This is a genomic window from Aliterella sp. E5.1 (assembly GCF_057473825.1).
In genome coordinates, this window is sequence record NZ_JBYCCV010000034.1 from 25,057 (window position 1) to 39,742 (window position 14,686).

16 protein-coding genes are annotated in these 14,686 nt (G+C 41.0%); 12 read left to right on the top strand and 4 right to left on the bottom strand.

What is annotated here, in order from left to right; translation table 11 throughout:
- Nucleotides 1-44: 44 nt before the first annotated feature.
- The 3 genes from AC2VE5_RS13110 to AC2VE5_RS13120 all read left to right on the top strand — a co-directional run bounded on the left by AC2VE5_RS13110 (nucleotide 45) and on the right by AC2VE5_RS13120 (nucleotide 1,547).
- Nucleotides 45-545 carry a Photosystem I reaction center subunit III gene (locus AC2VE5_RS13110; protein WP_486888191.1) on the top strand — a complete coding sequence of 167 codons (501 nt, stop codon included), beginning with the start codon at nucleotides 45-47 and terminating at the stop codon, nucleotides 543-545.
- Between the two features lie 38 nt (nucleotides 546-583).
- Complete coding sequence (locus AC2VE5_RS13115) at nucleotides 584-733, top strand: PsaJ protein (protein ID WP_486888192.1); 150 nt, start codon at nucleotides 584-586, stop codon at nucleotides 731-733.
- Nucleotides 734-1,025: 292 nt separating this feature from the next.
- The gene (locus AC2VE5_RS13120; RefSeq protein WP_486888193.1) at nucleotides 1,026-1,547 is read left to right on the top strand and encodes a photosystem I reaction center subunit XI; all 522 of its coding nucleotides are present in this window, start codon (nucleotides 1,026-1,028) and stop codon (nucleotides 1,545-1,547) included.
- A gap of 138 nt (nucleotides 1,548-1,685) precedes the next feature.
- On the opposite strand, the gene gmk is transcribed toward AC2VE5_RS13120, so the two are convergent.
- Both gmk and remA read right to left on the bottom strand, forming a co-directional pair.
- A complete protein-coding gene (gmk, locus tag AC2VE5_RS13125; protein WP_486888208.1) occupies nucleotides 1,686-2,273 on the bottom strand; it encodes a guanylate kinase in 588 nt (195 codons plus the stop codon).
- A 49-nt stretch (nucleotides 2,274-2,322) separates the two neighbouring features.
- Nucleotides 2,323-2,586 (bottom strand): extracellular matrix/biofilm regulator RemA, encoded by a 264-nt coding sequence (gene remA, locus AC2VE5_RS13130; protein WP_486888194.1) that lies wholly within the window; start codon nucleotides 2,584-2,586, stop codon nucleotides 2,323-2,325.
- Between the two features lie 209 nt (nucleotides 2,587-2,795).
- Here remA and AC2VE5_RS13135 point away from each other — a divergent pair, with 209 nt between their 5' ends.
- Complete coding sequence (locus AC2VE5_RS13135; protein WP_486888195.1) at nucleotides 2,796-4,553, top strand: Rqc2 family fibronectin-binding protein; 1,758 nt, start codon at nucleotides 2,796-2,798, stop codon at nucleotides 4,551-4,553.
- A gap of 283 nt (nucleotides 4,554-4,836) precedes the next feature.
- Here AC2VE5_RS13135 and AC2VE5_RS13140 read toward each other — a convergent pair whose 3' ends face one another.
- The gene (locus AC2VE5_RS13140; protein ID WP_486888196.1) at nucleotides 4,837-7,107 is read right to left on the bottom strand and encodes a glycosyltransferase; all 2,271 of its coding nucleotides are present in this window, start codon (nucleotides 7,105-7,107) and stop codon (nucleotides 4,837-4,839) included.
- 198 nt (nucleotides 7,108-7,305) lie between these two features.
- On the opposite strand from AC2VE5_RS13140, the gene AC2VE5_RS13145 reads away from it, so the two are divergent.
- The 7 genes from AC2VE5_RS13145 to AC2VE5_RS13175 all read left to right on the top strand — a co-directional run bounded on the left by AC2VE5_RS13145 (nucleotide 7,306) and on the right by AC2VE5_RS13175 (nucleotide 12,806).
- On the top strand, nucleotides 7,306-8,133 hold the full coding sequence (locus tag AC2VE5_RS13145; protein WP_486888197.1) for a redoxin domain-containing protein: 828 nt from the start codon (nucleotides 7,306-7,308) through the stop codon (nucleotides 8,131-8,133).
- Nucleotides 8,134-8,164: 31 nt separating this feature from the next.
- Nucleotides 8,165-8,650: a DM13 domain-containing protein gene (locus AC2VE5_RS13150; protein WP_486888198.1), complete on the top strand. Its 486-nt coding sequence runs from the start codon at nucleotides 8,165-8,167 to the stop codon at nucleotides 8,648-8,650.
- A gap of 130 nt (nucleotides 8,651-8,780) precedes the next feature.
- On the top strand, nucleotides 8,781-9,263 hold the full coding sequence (locus AC2VE5_RS13155; RefSeq protein WP_486888199.1) for a DM13 domain-containing protein: 483 nt from the start codon (nucleotides 8,781-8,783) through the stop codon (nucleotides 9,261-9,263).
- Between the two features lie 122 nt (nucleotides 9,264-9,385).
- A complete protein-coding gene (locus AC2VE5_RS13160) occupies nucleotides 9,386-10,102 on the top strand; it encodes a DUF4079 domain-containing protein (RefSeq protein ID WP_486888200.1) in 717 nt (238 codons plus the stop codon).
- Between the two features lie 17 nt (nucleotides 10,103-10,119).
- Nucleotides 10,120-11,535: a sensor histidine kinase gene (locus AC2VE5_RS13165; RefSeq protein ID WP_486888201.1), complete on the top strand. Its 1,416-nt coding sequence runs from the start codon at nucleotides 10,120-10,122 to the stop codon at nucleotides 11,533-11,535.
- Nucleotides 11,536-11,538: 3 nt separating this feature from the next.
- Nucleotides 11,539-12,213, top strand: a complete 675-nt coding sequence (locus tag AC2VE5_RS13170) for a response regulator transcription factor (protein WP_486888202.1) — start codon at nucleotides 11,539-11,541, stop codon at nucleotides 12,211-12,213.
- A 311-nt stretch (nucleotides 12,214-12,524) separates the two neighbouring features.
- Nucleotides 12,525-12,806, top strand: coding sequence for a hypothetical protein (locus tag AC2VE5_RS13175; protein WP_486888203.1), 282 nt, complete (start codon nucleotides 12,525-12,527; stop codon nucleotides 12,804-12,806).
- A gap of 47 nt (nucleotides 12,807-12,853) precedes the next feature.
- Here the strand turns inward: AC2VE5_RS13175 and tnpA are convergent, their stop codons facing one another.
- Nucleotides 12,854-13,249: an IS200/IS605 family transposase gene (gene tnpA / locus AC2VE5_RS13180; RefSeq protein ID WP_486888204.1), complete on the bottom strand. Its 396-nt coding sequence runs from the start codon at nucleotides 13,247-13,249 to the stop codon at nucleotides 12,854-12,856.
- A 26-nt stretch (nucleotides 13,250-13,275) separates the two neighbouring features.
- Between tnpA and AC2VE5_RS13185 the strand changes: the two genes are divergently transcribed.
- The gene (locus tag AC2VE5_RS13185; RefSeq protein ID WP_486888205.1) at nucleotides 13,276-14,535 is read left to right on the top strand and encodes an RNA-guided endonuclease InsQ/TnpB family protein; all 1,260 of its coding nucleotides are present in this window, start codon (nucleotides 13,276-13,278) and stop codon (nucleotides 14,533-14,535) included.
- Nucleotides 14,536-14,686: the final 151 nt, after the last annotated feature.

Sequence of the window (14,686 nt, forward strand, 5' to 3'; positions counted from 1 at the left end):
GTACAACAAACTTTATTTGTTTTGTAACAAAGGGAAACAATTTCATGCAACGATTGTTTGCTTTGATTCTAGTCATTGGTTTCTGGTTTAACTTTGCGCCTCCAGCCTCAGCTTCGCCGCAAGCTAATTTAGTACCTTGTAGTGAATCACCAGCCTTTATTCAACGGGCAAAAGATGCCCGCAACACAACTTCCGATCCCAATTCAGGCGCAAAACGATTTGAGCGTTATGCTCAAGCCCAGTGCGGTCCTGAAGGGCTACCTCATCTAATTGTTGATGGTCGTCTCGATCGGGCAGGGGACTTTATTATTCCTAGCATTCTCTTTCTCTATATTGCTGGTTGGATTGGCTGGGCAGGTCGCTCTTATATCCGAGCGAGCAAAAAATTGGAAGGTTCTCCCGAAAGCAGGGAAATTGCCATTGATGTGCCTTTGGCGCTGCAATGCAGTTTAGGAGGTGCTACTTGGCCCTTGGCAGCTACTTCGGAATTTTTATCTGGCGAACTATACGCCAAAGATGAAGAAATACCTGTTTCACCACGCTAATTTAGCTTAACTTACCCGCTTATTTTGGATGTCGATTGATGAAAAATAAAGAAGACCAAAAAACCTACTTTCTTCAGTATCTTTCTTTAGCTCCAGTGCTGGCAGTGCTTTCGGTTTCTATCGCTTTCACAACTTGGGCTTTATTCAATTACGCTTTCCCTGACTTGCTTTTCCATCCCATGCCGTAGAAATAGCTACTCGCTAGATCTATGAAATTTTATTAGCTGTTAGCTCAAATTCAATAAATTACTTGTTATTCGAGTAATTTATTTAGCTAATAGCTAATAACTTTAATTAAGTCGTACTTCTAAAGGTAGAAACTTGCAATTTTCCTTAGCATGGATTGCGAGTTTTTTTAGTGTTTATTGAGTAAAAGTTCGCTTAATTAATTTTTCTAAAGTTGGTAAGGAAAACTGTTATTTAACTACAGTTAATAACCTAAAATAATGCCACTATCATGTTTAAATACTAAGAGCAAATATGGCGCAAGCAATAGATGCATCAAAAGATCGCCCCAGCGATCCTAGAAATAGAGAAGTTGTGTTTCCTCCCAACCGCGACCCGCAGTGGGGAGATTTGGAGACACCCATCAATAATTCTGGCCTCGTTAAATGGTTCATTAATAACTTGCCAGCTTACCGCCAGGGTATAACTACCCAACGCCGAGGAATAGAAGCTGGGATGGCTCATGGTTATTGGCTACTTGGTCCTTTTGCTAAACTAGGACCACTGCGGGATACCGATATTGCAAATTTAGCTGGATTATTATCAACCTTGGGGATGGTAGCAATTTCAGCATTTGCGATCACCCTTTACGCCAATAGCAATCCTCCCCAACCCGTTGCAAACGTAACCACGGCTAATAGAGTACCTGATGCTTTCAAGTCCCCTGAAGGTTGGAACACTTATGCTACTAGCTTTCTAATTGGTGGCGTTGGTGGAGCCGTAGTTGCTTACTTCCTGCTGGATAATATAGAAATAATCCAACGGGTATTTGGCTAATTACTCGAAACTACTGCATATTTTTAATATGTGGGATTAAAGAGTAGGTGAAAAAAGTGGAACGTGTTTACTTCTAGTAGAGACTTTTGCTTTTTTTGCACTACTCTTAAGTTTTTTAGAAAATTGGTGGCATTAGTGCTAATGCAATATAGCGGTTTCGAGTTGATGCAAAGCCGTTTCCAAGTCATCATTAATAATTTGGACATCAAATTCTTTTGCCGCATCAAGTTCTATTTGGGCGCGTTCTAGACGGCGAGTAATAGCAGATTCGGAGTCCGTCGCGCGATCGCGCAAACGCTGCTCTAGAATGCCAAAAGACGGCGGTAGAATAAAAATTCGCACAGCATCAGGCAAGGTCATAAAGATTTGTTTGGCTCCTTCTAGTTCAATTTCTAATAATATAGTTCTACCTTCAGCAATTTTTTCTTCTACAGGTAAACGCAAAGTGCCGTAATAATTGCCTGCAAACTCAGCCCATTCTAAAAGAGCTTTGTCCGCAATCATTTTTTCAAAATCGCTGTGACTAACAAAATAATAATGTTTGCCATGAATTTCCCCCGGACGCGGCGAACGAGTAGTAGCAGAAATTGACAAATAAAGTTCAGGGTGACGTTGCAGCAGAATTTGCACCAAAGTACCTTTACCAACGCCGCTAGGACCTGTTAAAACAATCAACCTCCCCTTAGACTGGCGATCGCGCGCTTGAGTAGAATTAGAAACTTGCATTCCCCGGCACAAATCAAACATATTCAATTTTTATTTACAGCACTCTATATTAATTATTATCTGGCTGTTCGCGGCTAAGTACAAATCGATTTGCCACCGTTTCTGGCTGAATTGCTGACAAAATAACGTGACTAGAATCGGTAATAATTACCGCCCTAGTACGACGACCATAAGTAGCATCGATTAGCTGTCCGCGATCGCGGGCATCTGTAATAATACGCTTAATAGGGGCAGATTCGGGACTAACAATGGCAACTACTCGGTTAGCAGATACGATATTACCAAAACCGATATTTATAAGCTGAATATCCATGGAAAAATGACGCGACGCGCCGTATAACAAGCTGGGAAGAACCTAACTTCAATGTTATATACAAAAATTTGGACTTACAAGCCTAAAACTAGCGAAAAACTGATTTTTTGGGCTTTTAACCCGGTTATTTTGATTTTTCTACCTTTAGATATCGCTCAAAAGGTAGAACAAATATTCAATTTTATTCTCTTAGTTAAAGAAGATTTGCTTTGCAACCTGTTGACTTTACAACTTTAATTGCTGCTTGCCACGAGATTCGTGGGCTGTGGCTGCCCGCGCGTACCGAACAAGTGTACCAAAAAGATCGCTTTACAATTGCGATCGCTTTACGCACTTTAGACACGCGGGGATGGCTAGAAATTTGCTGGCATCCCCAAGCGGCTCATTTTTGTATTGGTTCCTCGCCGCCGCGCAGCCCCGATACTTTTACGTTTAGCCAACAATTGATCCATCAGTTGCATGGTTTGGCGCTAATCGCAATTGTTGATGTTGCGCCCTGGGAGCGGGTTGTCGATTTGCAATTTGCCCGCCGTCCGGGAGAGCGCGCCCTATGGCATTTGTATGTAGAAATTATGGGCAAATACAGCAATGTCATTCTTACCGATGCCAATAAAGTAATCGTGACGGCGGCGCATCAAGTTAGTCAACAACAATCAAGCGTCCGTCCGATTCAAACAGGGCAAAGTTACGAATTGCCCCCATCATTAAGCGGTGCTGTACCATCTTTGAGTGAGGAGGCTTCGCGCTGGCAAGAGCGAGTAAGCTTAGTTCCGGGAGCCGTAGGGCGTTGTTTGCTTAAAAACTACCGGGGTTTGAGTCCGGCTTTGGTGCAGTCAATGGTACGAGTATCGGGCTTAGATCCCGAACAATCTACCACCACCCTAAAGCCAGAAGATTGGCAAAATTTGTTTAGCCATTGGCGACAGTGGTTGCAAAACTTGGAGAAATTACAATTTTTTCCTGGCTGGACTGCTAAAGGTTATACAGTCATGGGTTGGGAAGTAATCGAGCAAGTGTCAGATACTCAAGAGTTGCTGAGTCATTACTACGCGCAAGAATTAAATCAACAAGAATTTATCCAATTGCGCAATCAATTAATGCAAAAGCTGAGTAATGTTTTAGAAAAATTGCGACTCAAAGCTCGAACTTTTAGCGAAGTCTTGCAGCAGTCAGAAGGGGCGGATGTGTACCGTCAACACGCTGACTTGTTGATGGCTAATTTGCAAGCGTGGCAGCCAGGGATGAAAGAACTTGTTTTGCTTGATTTTGATACGAGCGAACCTGTCGCAATTAGTTTAGAACCAGAAAAAAATGCCGTCCAAAATGCCCAAAAGCTCTACAAGCAAGCAGGAAAGCTCAAACGCGCTCGTGGTGCAGTAGAACCATTGCTCAAAGATGTACAGGTAGAAATTGACTACTTAGAGCAGGTAGAAGATGGAATTTTGCAAATAGATAAGTACCAATCAATAGTCGATTTAGAAGCACTTTACGAAATCCGTGAGGAACTAATCGGGCAAAAAATTATCGAAGGTACGCAATATATTCGCCCTACGTCTAGCACTGACTCTGTACCAAATTTTCACAAGTTTCGTTCTCCGAGCGGCTTTGAGGTATTAATTGGGCGTAATAATCGCCAAAACGATCGCTTAACTTTTCGCTTGGCAAAAGATTACGATTTGTGGTTCCACGCTCAAGAAATTCCTGGCGCTCACGTACTATTGCGCTTAGAACCCGGTGCTGTAGCCGAGGAGCGCGATTTACAATTTACTGCCGATTTGGCTGCTTACTATAGCCGTTCGCGTCAGAGCGATCGCGTTCCGGTGGTTTATACTCAACCCAAGCACGTCTACAAACCCAAGGGTGCTAAACCTGGTATTGCTATTTATAAACAAGAGCGCATTTTGTGGGGAAAGCCTAGCCAAGGGCAAAAATATCTGAATCGGGAAACAAGTAGTAATCTAGTGTAGTTGTTAGGAGTAAAATCCTCTTGATTTAGATACAGTTTTCTGTTTTACATCTCTCTCTTGGGATAGTTATGTCAAGATACTGTGAATTTATATAAAAAAATCTGTGCTTCCTGTTACAATGTAAACATAAGATTTTTACTAGCTGAAGCGTTGAAAAGCGCAGTTGGGCTTCCTGGAATCAAACGACAATGTAAGAAATAATATCTAGACTAGCTGTGGTAGGCTGGTCTTTTTTGTTTTGAGTCACAACCCGCCTAGGGTTAAATACAACAATCTTTAAAACCTAACCTTGAGAAACAGCGATCGCATTTACCTCTACATTGCGGTCAAACAATACTCGTGGCTTGAGTAAAATTTTAAATATCAATAGTAGCGATCGCAATTCTCCAGGTGTATTTTGGCGCTTCCACTGTCCCGGACGACAAAATAATATTTCTACTAAACATCGATGCTGGCTGAGGGTTACTTGTTCAAAGGCTACTCGCACAGTTAAAAATTCGTCTTTAATGCTAGTCTTCACGATTTTTACAGGCAATTGTAGCTGTTCTTCCATAAGTTCTAAGATCGCAGGTAAACTTGCATCTAGATTATTTCCCGGTTGGGTTAAAGCGACTTCTGCCCCAATTTCTGAAATCATTGTCGTGATTCCCCAGAATTTTTGTTCGCCAATTTGTAACTGTACTACTCGCCGCAAATTGAACCATTCATACAAGTCTGGTTTGGGTACATCCAACAAAATTAATAGTGCTATACCCAGCAGCAACAAGTTGTAACCACTCCACAACCAGCCTAAACCAATGCCTTTGACTTGTTGGGCAACTTCTGGCGCAACTGTTGTCGCCCACGCACCTTTGACCATACACATTCCGAGATTTCGCCACAAACTTACCGCCGTAGCTATAAATAAAATTATCAATGGCAGAGCTAAATTCCAGTTGAAGGAAAAATACTTGCTTGCTGTACCTTTTGGTGTTACGTTGAATCCTTTAGAAAAAGGATTGAGCATTACTTGAATTACTGTTAGTGCTAAAGGGAAACATAAAACTAAAGAGTAAATATCAGATAATATTGCCGAACGAGAGCGAGAATTTAACCAGGCAAAAGCTGTAATTTGCACTAGATAATAAGGTAAGAAAAAATATAATAATTCAGAGGTTGTAGCTCTAACAGGAATAACGCCTAAAAAAGAATAAGCTAAAGGAATAATCAAAAAGCCAACGCGAGAAATACTACTAAACCAATGAATTAATCCTTCCAAGTGAGCTAATCTTTGTAATGGTCGCAATCCTTTAATTGTTAGGGGATTAGATTCAATAAAAAATGCTTGCAATGTACCTCTCGCCCATCGCAATCTTTGGGTAGCATGAGCAGATATATTTTCGGCAGCTAAACCTGCACTTAGCTTTTCATCGAGATAAATTAATCGATATCCTTGAGCCGATAAGCGGACTCCAGTAAAATAATCTTCACTCAAAGAATCCGTCACAAACCCGCCCGCAGCTTGCAACGCACTACGTCTAACAATAAAAGAAGTACCCGCACAAATTACACTATCAGCGCCGTCTCTATTTGGTTGAATTTGCCGATAGAATACTTCTTCTTCGGAAGTTACAACATTTTCTAAACCCAAGTTGCGAGCTATAGGATCGGCATTGTAAAAGCTTTGGGGTGTTTGGACTAAAGCAACCCGCTCGCCCTGAAAAAAGCCTACAGTACGAGTTAAAAAGTTCTTTGTTGGGATAAAATCGGCATCAAAAACAACTAGCAATTCTCCGTCTGTGTGATGGAGAGCATTATTTAAGTTTCCAGCTTTAGCATGACTATTTTCTGGTCTTGTTAAATACTTACATCCCAATTCGTCTGCCAATTTTTTTACTTCTGTTCGTTGCGTATCATCGAGCAAATAAATAGTTTTATGGGGATAATCTAAAGCTTGACAGCCGATAATAGTCCGCCGCAAAATAAAAGTTTGTTCGTTGTAAGTAGGCACAAAGATATCAACTTTTGGCGTAAAACTACCATCAATTACGGTAGTAGACAATCGATCGGCTTCTTGATGGCGATTGTTGACGTTTAGCATTAAAAGTAGCCCAATAGTGCTACTAAATAAAGTCAAAATTTCTAAAACAAATAGCCCGATACTAAATACACCATTGAGAGGAGTGGCAACATTAATTGTCGAAAGACTCCGCCACAATACATATCTAATCGTCAAAATTAGTAAGATTGCCACTACTAACCGCCGCGACCACTGGCGAGGCTGAGGCGAAACTTTGGTAATAACTAAAACAAGTACAACTAGCAATACTGTAGGCGCAATTAGATATTCCGCCATTACCCTTGGTGCTTCTAACCAAAAAGGAGGGCTATCTTGCAATAGTTGTACTTGAGTAAAAATTCCTTTAATTTTTCCTTCCCCAGCAAACCACCCAGCAACTATAAGACTTGTAATAATAGTGATACCCAACAAGACTATTGTTGCCGTGCGCGATTTCTGGAGTCTTTGCCGTTCCTTACGTTCTAAATTAGTTTTATTAAACTGAGATGTAGTCATTGCGACCTTTTTTAGTAGGGTGCGGAGGTTAGAAAAAATATTTCCTGAGTTTTAACGCGATCTCAGCCAATGCTAATTAAAGTACCAGTTTTTTCTTTTGGGAAAATGATTTTTTCCCCAAGAAAAGATGAGAGTTTGCTGAACAATCCGCGAACTCTTTATTTTTAACAGTTCATTTAGCTATAGAAAAATTTGACTATGACCACTAACTTACAAATTGGCGAAGTATTTTGTGACTTTGAATTGCCCAACCACCAGCAGCAATTGGTACGCTTGTCGGAATTGACTCAGCCTAGCTTGCTAGACAAAAAACTCGAATTTTTTAGCGGGTATCCGCTAATTGTAGTTTTTTACCGGGGCTTTTTTTGTCCGCGCGATCGCCAACAGTTGTCTCAACTGGTGCAGTTTCAGCAAGAGTTAGCCATCAATTATTGTCAGCTAGTAACCATTAGCACCGATCCGCCCTTGGTACAAGCAGCCTTTCGCGCTGGTTTGGGGGCGCAATGGACTTTTTTGGCAGATGAAAAACGAGAGCTAATTAATAAAATAAATATATTGGACGAAACTGAAGGCGAGTATGCCTATCGCGCCCAGCCTTATACTTTTGTACTGTATCCCAATTTAACTATTTACAAAATTTATAATGGCTGGTTCTTTGTCGGGCGACCAACAATAGACGAATTGCGCCTCGATTTGCGGGCAATTATGCAAACCAATTCTAACTACAGTTACGAAGCTTACAATACGCCGGAAGTGAAGCAAATCCGCATTCCTCAGCAAGAGTGGGCTAAAGGTACGCCACGACTTGGCGCTAACGGTTTACCAGTGGCGCAGGGTGTAGTCCGTTCTTTTGATTTTAAAACTGGTAACGGTACAATCTGGAGCAAAGATACAGAGATATTTTTCAACTTTACTGCCATTCCTGGAGAAGGCGATCGCACTCTTAATCCTGGTACAACTGTAAACTTTGAAATTGTTACAGGTAAATTTGGTCTAAGCGCCCGGAATGTACAACCTGAAAAGTGAATACTACATATAAGTAACTGAATTGGCACTTATGAAACTGAAATATTCACTAATTTTGGCGGCAATGATGCTCATTTACGGTTGTGGAACCGAAGCTTCAATTACTCAACCTACGGCAAATTCCCCTACTCTAGCAAGTCCAATTAGTTCTACTAATCAACAAAATATTAAATCTGGTACTTTTATTGCTGGCGAACACGATACTAATGGTAGCGTTCGGATTTTTAGGGAAAACGGCAAGAATTATTTAGAACTTGATGAAACTTTTACAACTTCTAGTTCAGGTCCAGATTTATATATAATTCTCCACCGTTCTGATCATGTACTTGCTACAACTTCGTCTCCTGCATACCCGATAAAAGAGGCAGATTATGTAATTGTTAATCGCTTGCAAAAGTATAGCGGTAGCCAGCGTTATGCTATTCCCCAAAATATTAAGCTAGAGAATTATCAATCGGCAGTAATTTGGTGTCGTCAATTTAATGCCACTTTTGGTACAGCTAAACTTGGCAACTAAAAGCGCCGTTTATGAGAATTTCCTGAGAAGATTGTGAGGATTATTGAGTCAGCTTCTTAAGCCTAATTAATTCTGCACCTCATCTAGAATTATACAGTGTAAAGGTCAGTCATTTCGGAAAATTGTTGCAATGAAATTGAAATATTTGTTACTTGGTGTCGCTACTGCTCTTATTTTGGGTGTAAGCGGATTCCCATCTCATCAGCTAACAGCGCAAGCTGGAGAAATGTCTCCTCCAAAAATGAATGATGGGGCAATGTCGAAGCAAAAATCTGGGATGTTTGTCGCCGCCGAACATCCGACTCAAGGAGCAGTCAGTATTATTAACGAAAAGGGCAAACGCTATCTAGAATTTGACAAAACCTTTAAGTCAGATATGGGTCCCGATTTGTATGTCATTTTACACCGTGCTGCTGCCTTGCCTAACAGTGGATTAAAACAGCAAGACTATACTACTATAGGTCGCTTACAAAAAGTTAGCGGTACTCAACGTTACATCATTCCCAATAATGTTAATTTGGCAAACTATCGCACTGTAGCAGTATGGTGTCGCTCTTTTAATGCTACTTTTGGCTATGCTTTGTTACCTACAACATCCACAGCCCAACGTTAACAATAGTTGAATAAAGCGCGATCGCGGATATGTCATCACCTATCCGCAATGCGCGATAATTTTGCTTTCCTTTTATAGTAAGAACGTGTCAGTCAAACCCTATTTCTGCACCGAGGTTTTGTATGGTAGAACTTAAAGACGCTTTTACTTTACTGCATCCAGCGATCGCAGTTTTCTTTGTTTTTCCCTTAATTGGCATGGTGATTAACCTTGCGTGGCAAACTCGCCAGCGTCGCTTGCAAACGAAAACTGAGGGCAAAAGCAAAATCCCCCCAGTAGTTGGCTCAGAACACAATCGTCTGGGAAATTGGCTGACATTCGCCGTTGTAAGCATTGCTTTATTGGGACTCGCCCACCCAATTACTAAAAATATTTTGACTAACGATTTAGTGAGTAAAGAACCATTCCAAGTAACATTTATTGGACTGATGTTCGTTGCTACTATTGCCTCATTAATTCTTCTTTACAAGGCGACAGGAAAGCTTTGGCGGGGAGTATTTGCTACTTTGACGGGTGCGGGGCTAATTATTTTAGGCAGCCAGGATGGCGTTTATCGGCTATCGAGCGAGTGGTACTGGTCGCATTATTATATTGGGATTGCGGCGGCATTATTGATGATATTTTCAAGCGCGATCGCACCTTCTATTTATAAAGACAAATCTCATCGCTGGCGCATAGCCCACACAGTTTTAAATTGCGTTGCTTTACTACTATTTATTGGGCAAGGAATGACCGGGACGCGGGACTTATTACAAATTCCTCTTAGCTGGCAAGAACCGTACATTTATCAATGTGACTTTGCTAACAAAACTTGTCCTACCCCGCCATCAAAAGGGTAGAAATTTATAGAGTAGCAGTGCAGAAAATAAAGAGAATTTGGCAGAGAATAGACCCTTTTTCCTTGCAAGTGCGTCTAACTATCGGCATTACGGCGGCTTTTGCTGTAGGGGTTGGTGGTATTGCCCTGTGGACAACTTGGCAAATACAGCAAATTTTAATTGATAGTCACAAGCAAAATATAGAACAAATTGCCCAACGTTTGCCTGATGACGTGGAAGTTTATAGCGAAATGTATTCTCTAGAAATAGGGTTGCAAAAGGCGATCGCAAATCGAACTACAGGCAAAACTTTAGTATGGATTAAGCCTACTAAGGGGGCTATCTCAGTAAAAAATTTAGTTCCTTTAGATCAAGCTGCAACTAAATTGATGGCACAAGTTCGATCGCCTCTGAGTACGAAAGTGTACGAAATGGGCGATCGCTATTTTGTAATATGCGGCAAATTTTTACAAGTAAAAGGGCAGCAATTAGGATTATTGTTTGTAGCGCAAGATATCTCCTACGAACAAAAGATGTTTTCATCCCTAGTTCAAAGTTTGGGGATTGTGAGCTTAGTTGCTTTAATAATTATTACTATTGCAATCGCTGTTTACATCAAGAAATCGCTGCAACCATTGCGCCGTATCAGTCAACTAGCTGAAAGTATATCTGTAAATGATCTAAGTCAAGCAAGGTTGCATCTTTATCGCGCACCTACGGAAGTCAAGGAGTTAGCCCGTACCTGTGACATGATGCTAGATCGTTTAGCCGAGGCGTGGGAACAACAGCGTCAGTTTGTTGGTAATGTGTCCCATGAATTGCGTACACCTTTAACAATTGTCCAAGGTTATTTGCAAAGCGTTCTCAAACGGGAAACTAATTTAACTGCGCCTCAGCGAGAAGCGCTGGAAACCGCCGCAATGGAGGCAGAAAGCACTATTCGTCTATTGCAAGATTTGCTAGATTTAGCTAGAGCCGATGCTGGTTACTTGCATATTCGTCTTGAATCATTAGTGCTAAACGATTTAGTTATAGAAGTAACGGCAATGGCAATGCAATATACCGATCGCATCATTACTTTAGAGGCGGCTCACGAACAAATTTTAGTTAAAGCCGATCGCAGCCGTCTTAAACAAGTATTACTAAACCTGATTGACAACGCCGTTAAATATTCTGACTCCCACTTTGCGATCGCTATAGTATTAGATTCAACGGCAGAAAGTGCCGTAATTCATGTTTGCGATCGCGGTTTGGGCATTCCCTTAGCACAACAGCATCTCATTTTTGAGCGCTTCTACCGCGTAGATGAAGCCCGCAATCGTTTTACTGGTGGCTGTGGTTTGGGTTTATCGATTGTCAAAACTTTGGTTGATAGTATGGGCGGTAGCGTTACAGTCCGCTCGAAACTAGGAGAAGGTAGCACTTTTACAGTGACTCTGCCCAGTGCGGCATAACTTATGACAGCACATATTTTGCTCGTAGAAGACGAAATTAAATTAGCTAAATTTATTCAATTAGAGCTAGGTTACGAAGGCTACGAAATTAGTGTAGTCCACGACGGCGTAGCGGGACTAACCACCGCGCGAGAATTGCCCATAGATTTAATTATTTTAGATTGGATGCTACCGGGACTATCAGGAATAGAAATTTGCCGCCGCTTGCGGACTACAGGCGATCAAGTGCCAATTATATTATTAACAGCAAAAGACGAAGTAAGCGATCGCGTTGCTGGTTTGGACGCAGGTGCTGACGATTATTTAGTTAAGCCTTTTAGTATTGAGGAATTGTTAGCTAGAATCCGCGCCAGGCTAAGGCAAGTGCTAGAAATAGACGCAGATGTATTAGAATTTGCTGACCTTAGTCTAAATCGGCGATCGCGGCAAGTCTATCGTGGCACAAGACTAATTGAATTAACCGCCAAAGAGTTCGATTTACTGGAATATTTGTTAGGGCATCCTCGCCAAGTGATTACGCGCGATCGCATATTAGAAAAAGTCTGGGGTTATGACTTTATGGGCGACTCCAATATTATTGAAGTTTATATTCGTTATCTGCGTTTGAAGTTAGAAGCAACGGGCGAACAGCGTTTAATTCAAACCGTGCGTAGTGTGGGCTATGTATTGCGCGATTAGATATAAAGATTTTGGGCGATCGCTTTGTTTAAGGCGCTCGTGCAGAATAATCTCAGATAATATCTTTTATTATGTAAATTAACTCTATATATAGCCAAATAAGCTAGTTATAAGGAAACTTTCTGTATATTCACTAATTAGGTTGCTTAACTTATGGGTGAAGGCAATATGCCGAAGTTGTCTGCCAATATGCAGTATTAAGTTGGTTATGATGTGTTAACGAGTATAATTTTAAAGTTGTTGTTAGAGTAGACGGCTTTAAATTATTGTCAGCTATTAAATCTTAAACTTAAAAAAGATGAGGCAAAAATATGCTGAAGGAAATACTGGAAAAGCAGTTAAGTAATCTTGCAGACAGAAATGTTGAGAGCCTTGTCAAGGCTCTCAACTTACTTGTCATTGCCACCTATACCATTACTGTTGTGCAGCTACAAAAGTATATCCATGTCCTTGCGAGTGTTATTCCGTCAGATAGTAATTTGGGCTTAAGCGAACAGATTTTATTAACATTCATCTCATCCATTCTTGCAGTTGCAGGATATTTTTTATTACTTGAAGCAGCAGATTTCTTACAGGAGCAGTGGGAGGTTTGAAAGCCTACGCCTGCTTCAGCCGTGGGATGAAAAACGACCCAGCACCTTTAGGTGCTTTTCTGGTTTTGGATATACCGCTCAATAGTTTGACTTGATACATTGCCTGCTGTGCTGCAAAAATAGCTCCGAGTCCACATTGATGGCATCTTTTTAAGATGGGGAAATTCTACTCTTAAATAGCGAGAACTTGCCCCTTTAATTCTAAACATGATTTGGTCTGGAGCAATGTCTGGCGGTGCATTAAGAAACAAATGCACATGGTCAGGCATAATTTCTAGCGCTATGACCTTTGCTTCAATATTGGCAGACAGTTCATAAATAAGTTCTTTAAGCCGTTGCTCAACCTCTCCTATTAATACTTTTCTACGCCTTCTAGGGATAAAGACAAAGTGATAATTGATGGCAGTGATTGAAGTATTTTTATGTCTATAGGTTATATCCATAAACAAAGTATGTCATACTTACAGATATGAAACAAGCAGCTAACTACGGATGTCAACAAACATTAATTAACCCTAATAGTGAACTTAAAGCAATACTTGAATATGTTTGTACTGAGGCTAACAAGCTCTCAAATTGTGGGTTGTACTATGCCCGGCAAATGTATTTTAAAGCGGGAAAAATAGTAAGTAAGTTTGACTTGCACAAACAACTAACTAGAAACCCGCATTTTGGAGCATTGCAGTCTCAAACCGCACAGCAGACGTTGACGATTATTGCTGAGTCGTTTAAATCGTTTATAGGGCTATTAAAAGCGTATAGAAATGGAACTATAACGGAGCGTCCTAAGTTGCCTAACTATCGTAAGAAGGGGTTGACGCTTGTCACTTATCCAAGCCAAGCGGTCAAACTTAAGGATGGTCAATTAAGGTTTCCTCTAGGAAGCAAAGTTAAAGCTTGGTTTGGGTTAGATGCTTTCTACTTGCCAATGCCGTCAAACTTAGACTATAAGAGCGTTAGAGAATTTAGGATATTACCTAGGAATGGGTGCTTCTATGTAGAATTTGTCTACAGGTTAGAATCCGTTTCAAGCGATGTAAATCCTGGTTTCGTGCTAGGTATAGACCCAGGTTTGAACAATTGGCTAACTTGCGTTTCTAACGTGGGAACTAGCTTTATTGTAGATGGCAAGCATCTTAAATCACTCAACCAGTGGTACAACAAACAAGTCTCAACTATTAAAGAAAAGAAGCCCCAAGGTTTCTGGTCTAACAAGCTTGCAATCATCACTGAAAAGCGCAATCGGCAAATGAGGGATGCTGTTAATAAAGCCGCTCAAAAAGTTATCAACCACTGCTTAGACAACAAGATTGGAACTTTGGTTTTTGGGTGGAATAAGCGCCAGAAAGATAGCTCAAACATGGGTAGAGTTAACAACCAAAAGTTTGTATCTGTCCCTACTGCCAAGCTAAAAGATAGGATTAACCAATTATGTGAACAGTACGGAATTAAGTTTGTAGAAACTGAAGAATCCTATACGTCTAAAGCTTCGTTTGTTGATGGCGATGAACTGCCCAAATATGGTGAAAAACCCGAAGGGTGGAAGTCGTCAGGTAAGCGAACAAAACGAGGATTGTTTCGCACTGCCAATAATCAGTACATTAATGCTGATACGAATGGTGCAGGCAACATAATCAGAAAAGTAGCAACAACACTTGGTTTAGACTTGAGTGGAGTTAGTAGCGGCGCATTGTCTACGCCTTTAAGAGTCCATATTTGGACGACTTAAGAATCCAACGTGCTTCAGCCGTTGGAGTGTGTGCGATTCGTTCATCCTAAATGAGTAGCAATACTCAGGGACGGAAGGGAGGATGGGGCAGACTCTCTAAAACGGAGAATGCCAATCCTTACAACTTGATAATCGTGAGGGTGTAAGTCCC

What these genes read in the sequence shown, in the direction of transcription:
- AC2VE5_RS13110 (WP_486888191.1), top strand. Translation starts at nt 45, where the DNA reads ATGCAACGATTGTTTGCTTTGATTCTAGTCATTGGTTTCTGGTTTAAC.
- AC2VE5_RS13115 (WP_486888192.1), top strand. Translation starts at nt 584, where the DNA reads ATGAAAAATAAAGAAGACCAAAAAACCTACTTTCTTCAGTATCTTTCT.
- AC2VE5_RS13120 (WP_486888193.1), top strand. Translation starts at nt 1,026, where the DNA reads ATGGCGCAAGCAATAGATGCATCAAAAGATCGCCCCAGCGATCCTAGA.
- gmk (WP_486888208.1), bottom strand. Translation starts at nt 2,273, where the DNA reads ATGCAAGTTTCTAATTCTACTCAAGCGCGCGATCGCCAGTCTAAGGGG.
- remA (WP_486888194.1), bottom strand. Translation starts at nt 2,586, where the DNA reads ATGGATATTCAGCTTATAAATATCGGTTTTGGTAATATCGTATCTGCT.
- AC2VE5_RS13140 (WP_486888196.1), bottom strand. Translation starts at nt 7,107, where the DNA reads ATGACTACATCTCAGTTTAATAAAACTAATTTAGAACGTAAGGAACGG.
- AC2VE5_RS13145 (WP_486888197.1), top strand. Translation starts at nt 7,306, where the DNA reads ATGACCACTAACTTACAAATTGGCGAAGTATTTTGTGACTTTGAATTG.
- AC2VE5_RS13150 (WP_486888198.1), top strand. Translation starts at nt 8,165, where the DNA reads ATGAAACTGAAATATTCACTAATTTTGGCGGCAATGATGCTCATTTAC.
- AC2VE5_RS13155 (WP_486888199.1), top strand. Translation starts at nt 8,781, where the DNA reads ATGAAATTGAAATATTTGTTACTTGGTGTCGCTACTGCTCTTATTTTG.
- AC2VE5_RS13160 (WP_486888200.1), top strand. Translation starts at nt 9,386, where the DNA reads ATGGTAGAACTTAAAGACGCTTTTACTTTACTGCATCCAGCGATCGCA.
- AC2VE5_RS13170 (WP_486888202.1), top strand. Translation starts at nt 11,539, where the DNA reads ATGACAGCACATATTTTGCTCGTAGAAGACGAAATTAAATTAGCTAAA.
- AC2VE5_RS13175 (WP_486888203.1), top strand. Translation starts at nt 12,525, where the DNA reads ATGCTGAAGGAAATACTGGAAAAGCAGTTAAGTAATCTTGCAGACAGA.
- tnpA (WP_486888204.1), bottom strand. Translation starts at nt 13,249, where the DNA reads ATGGATATAACCTATAGACATAAAAATACTTCAATCACTGCCATCAAT.
- AC2VE5_RS13185 (WP_486888205.1), top strand. Translation starts at nt 13,276, where the DNA reads ATGAAACAAGCAGCTAACTACGGATGTCAACAAACATTAATTAACCCT.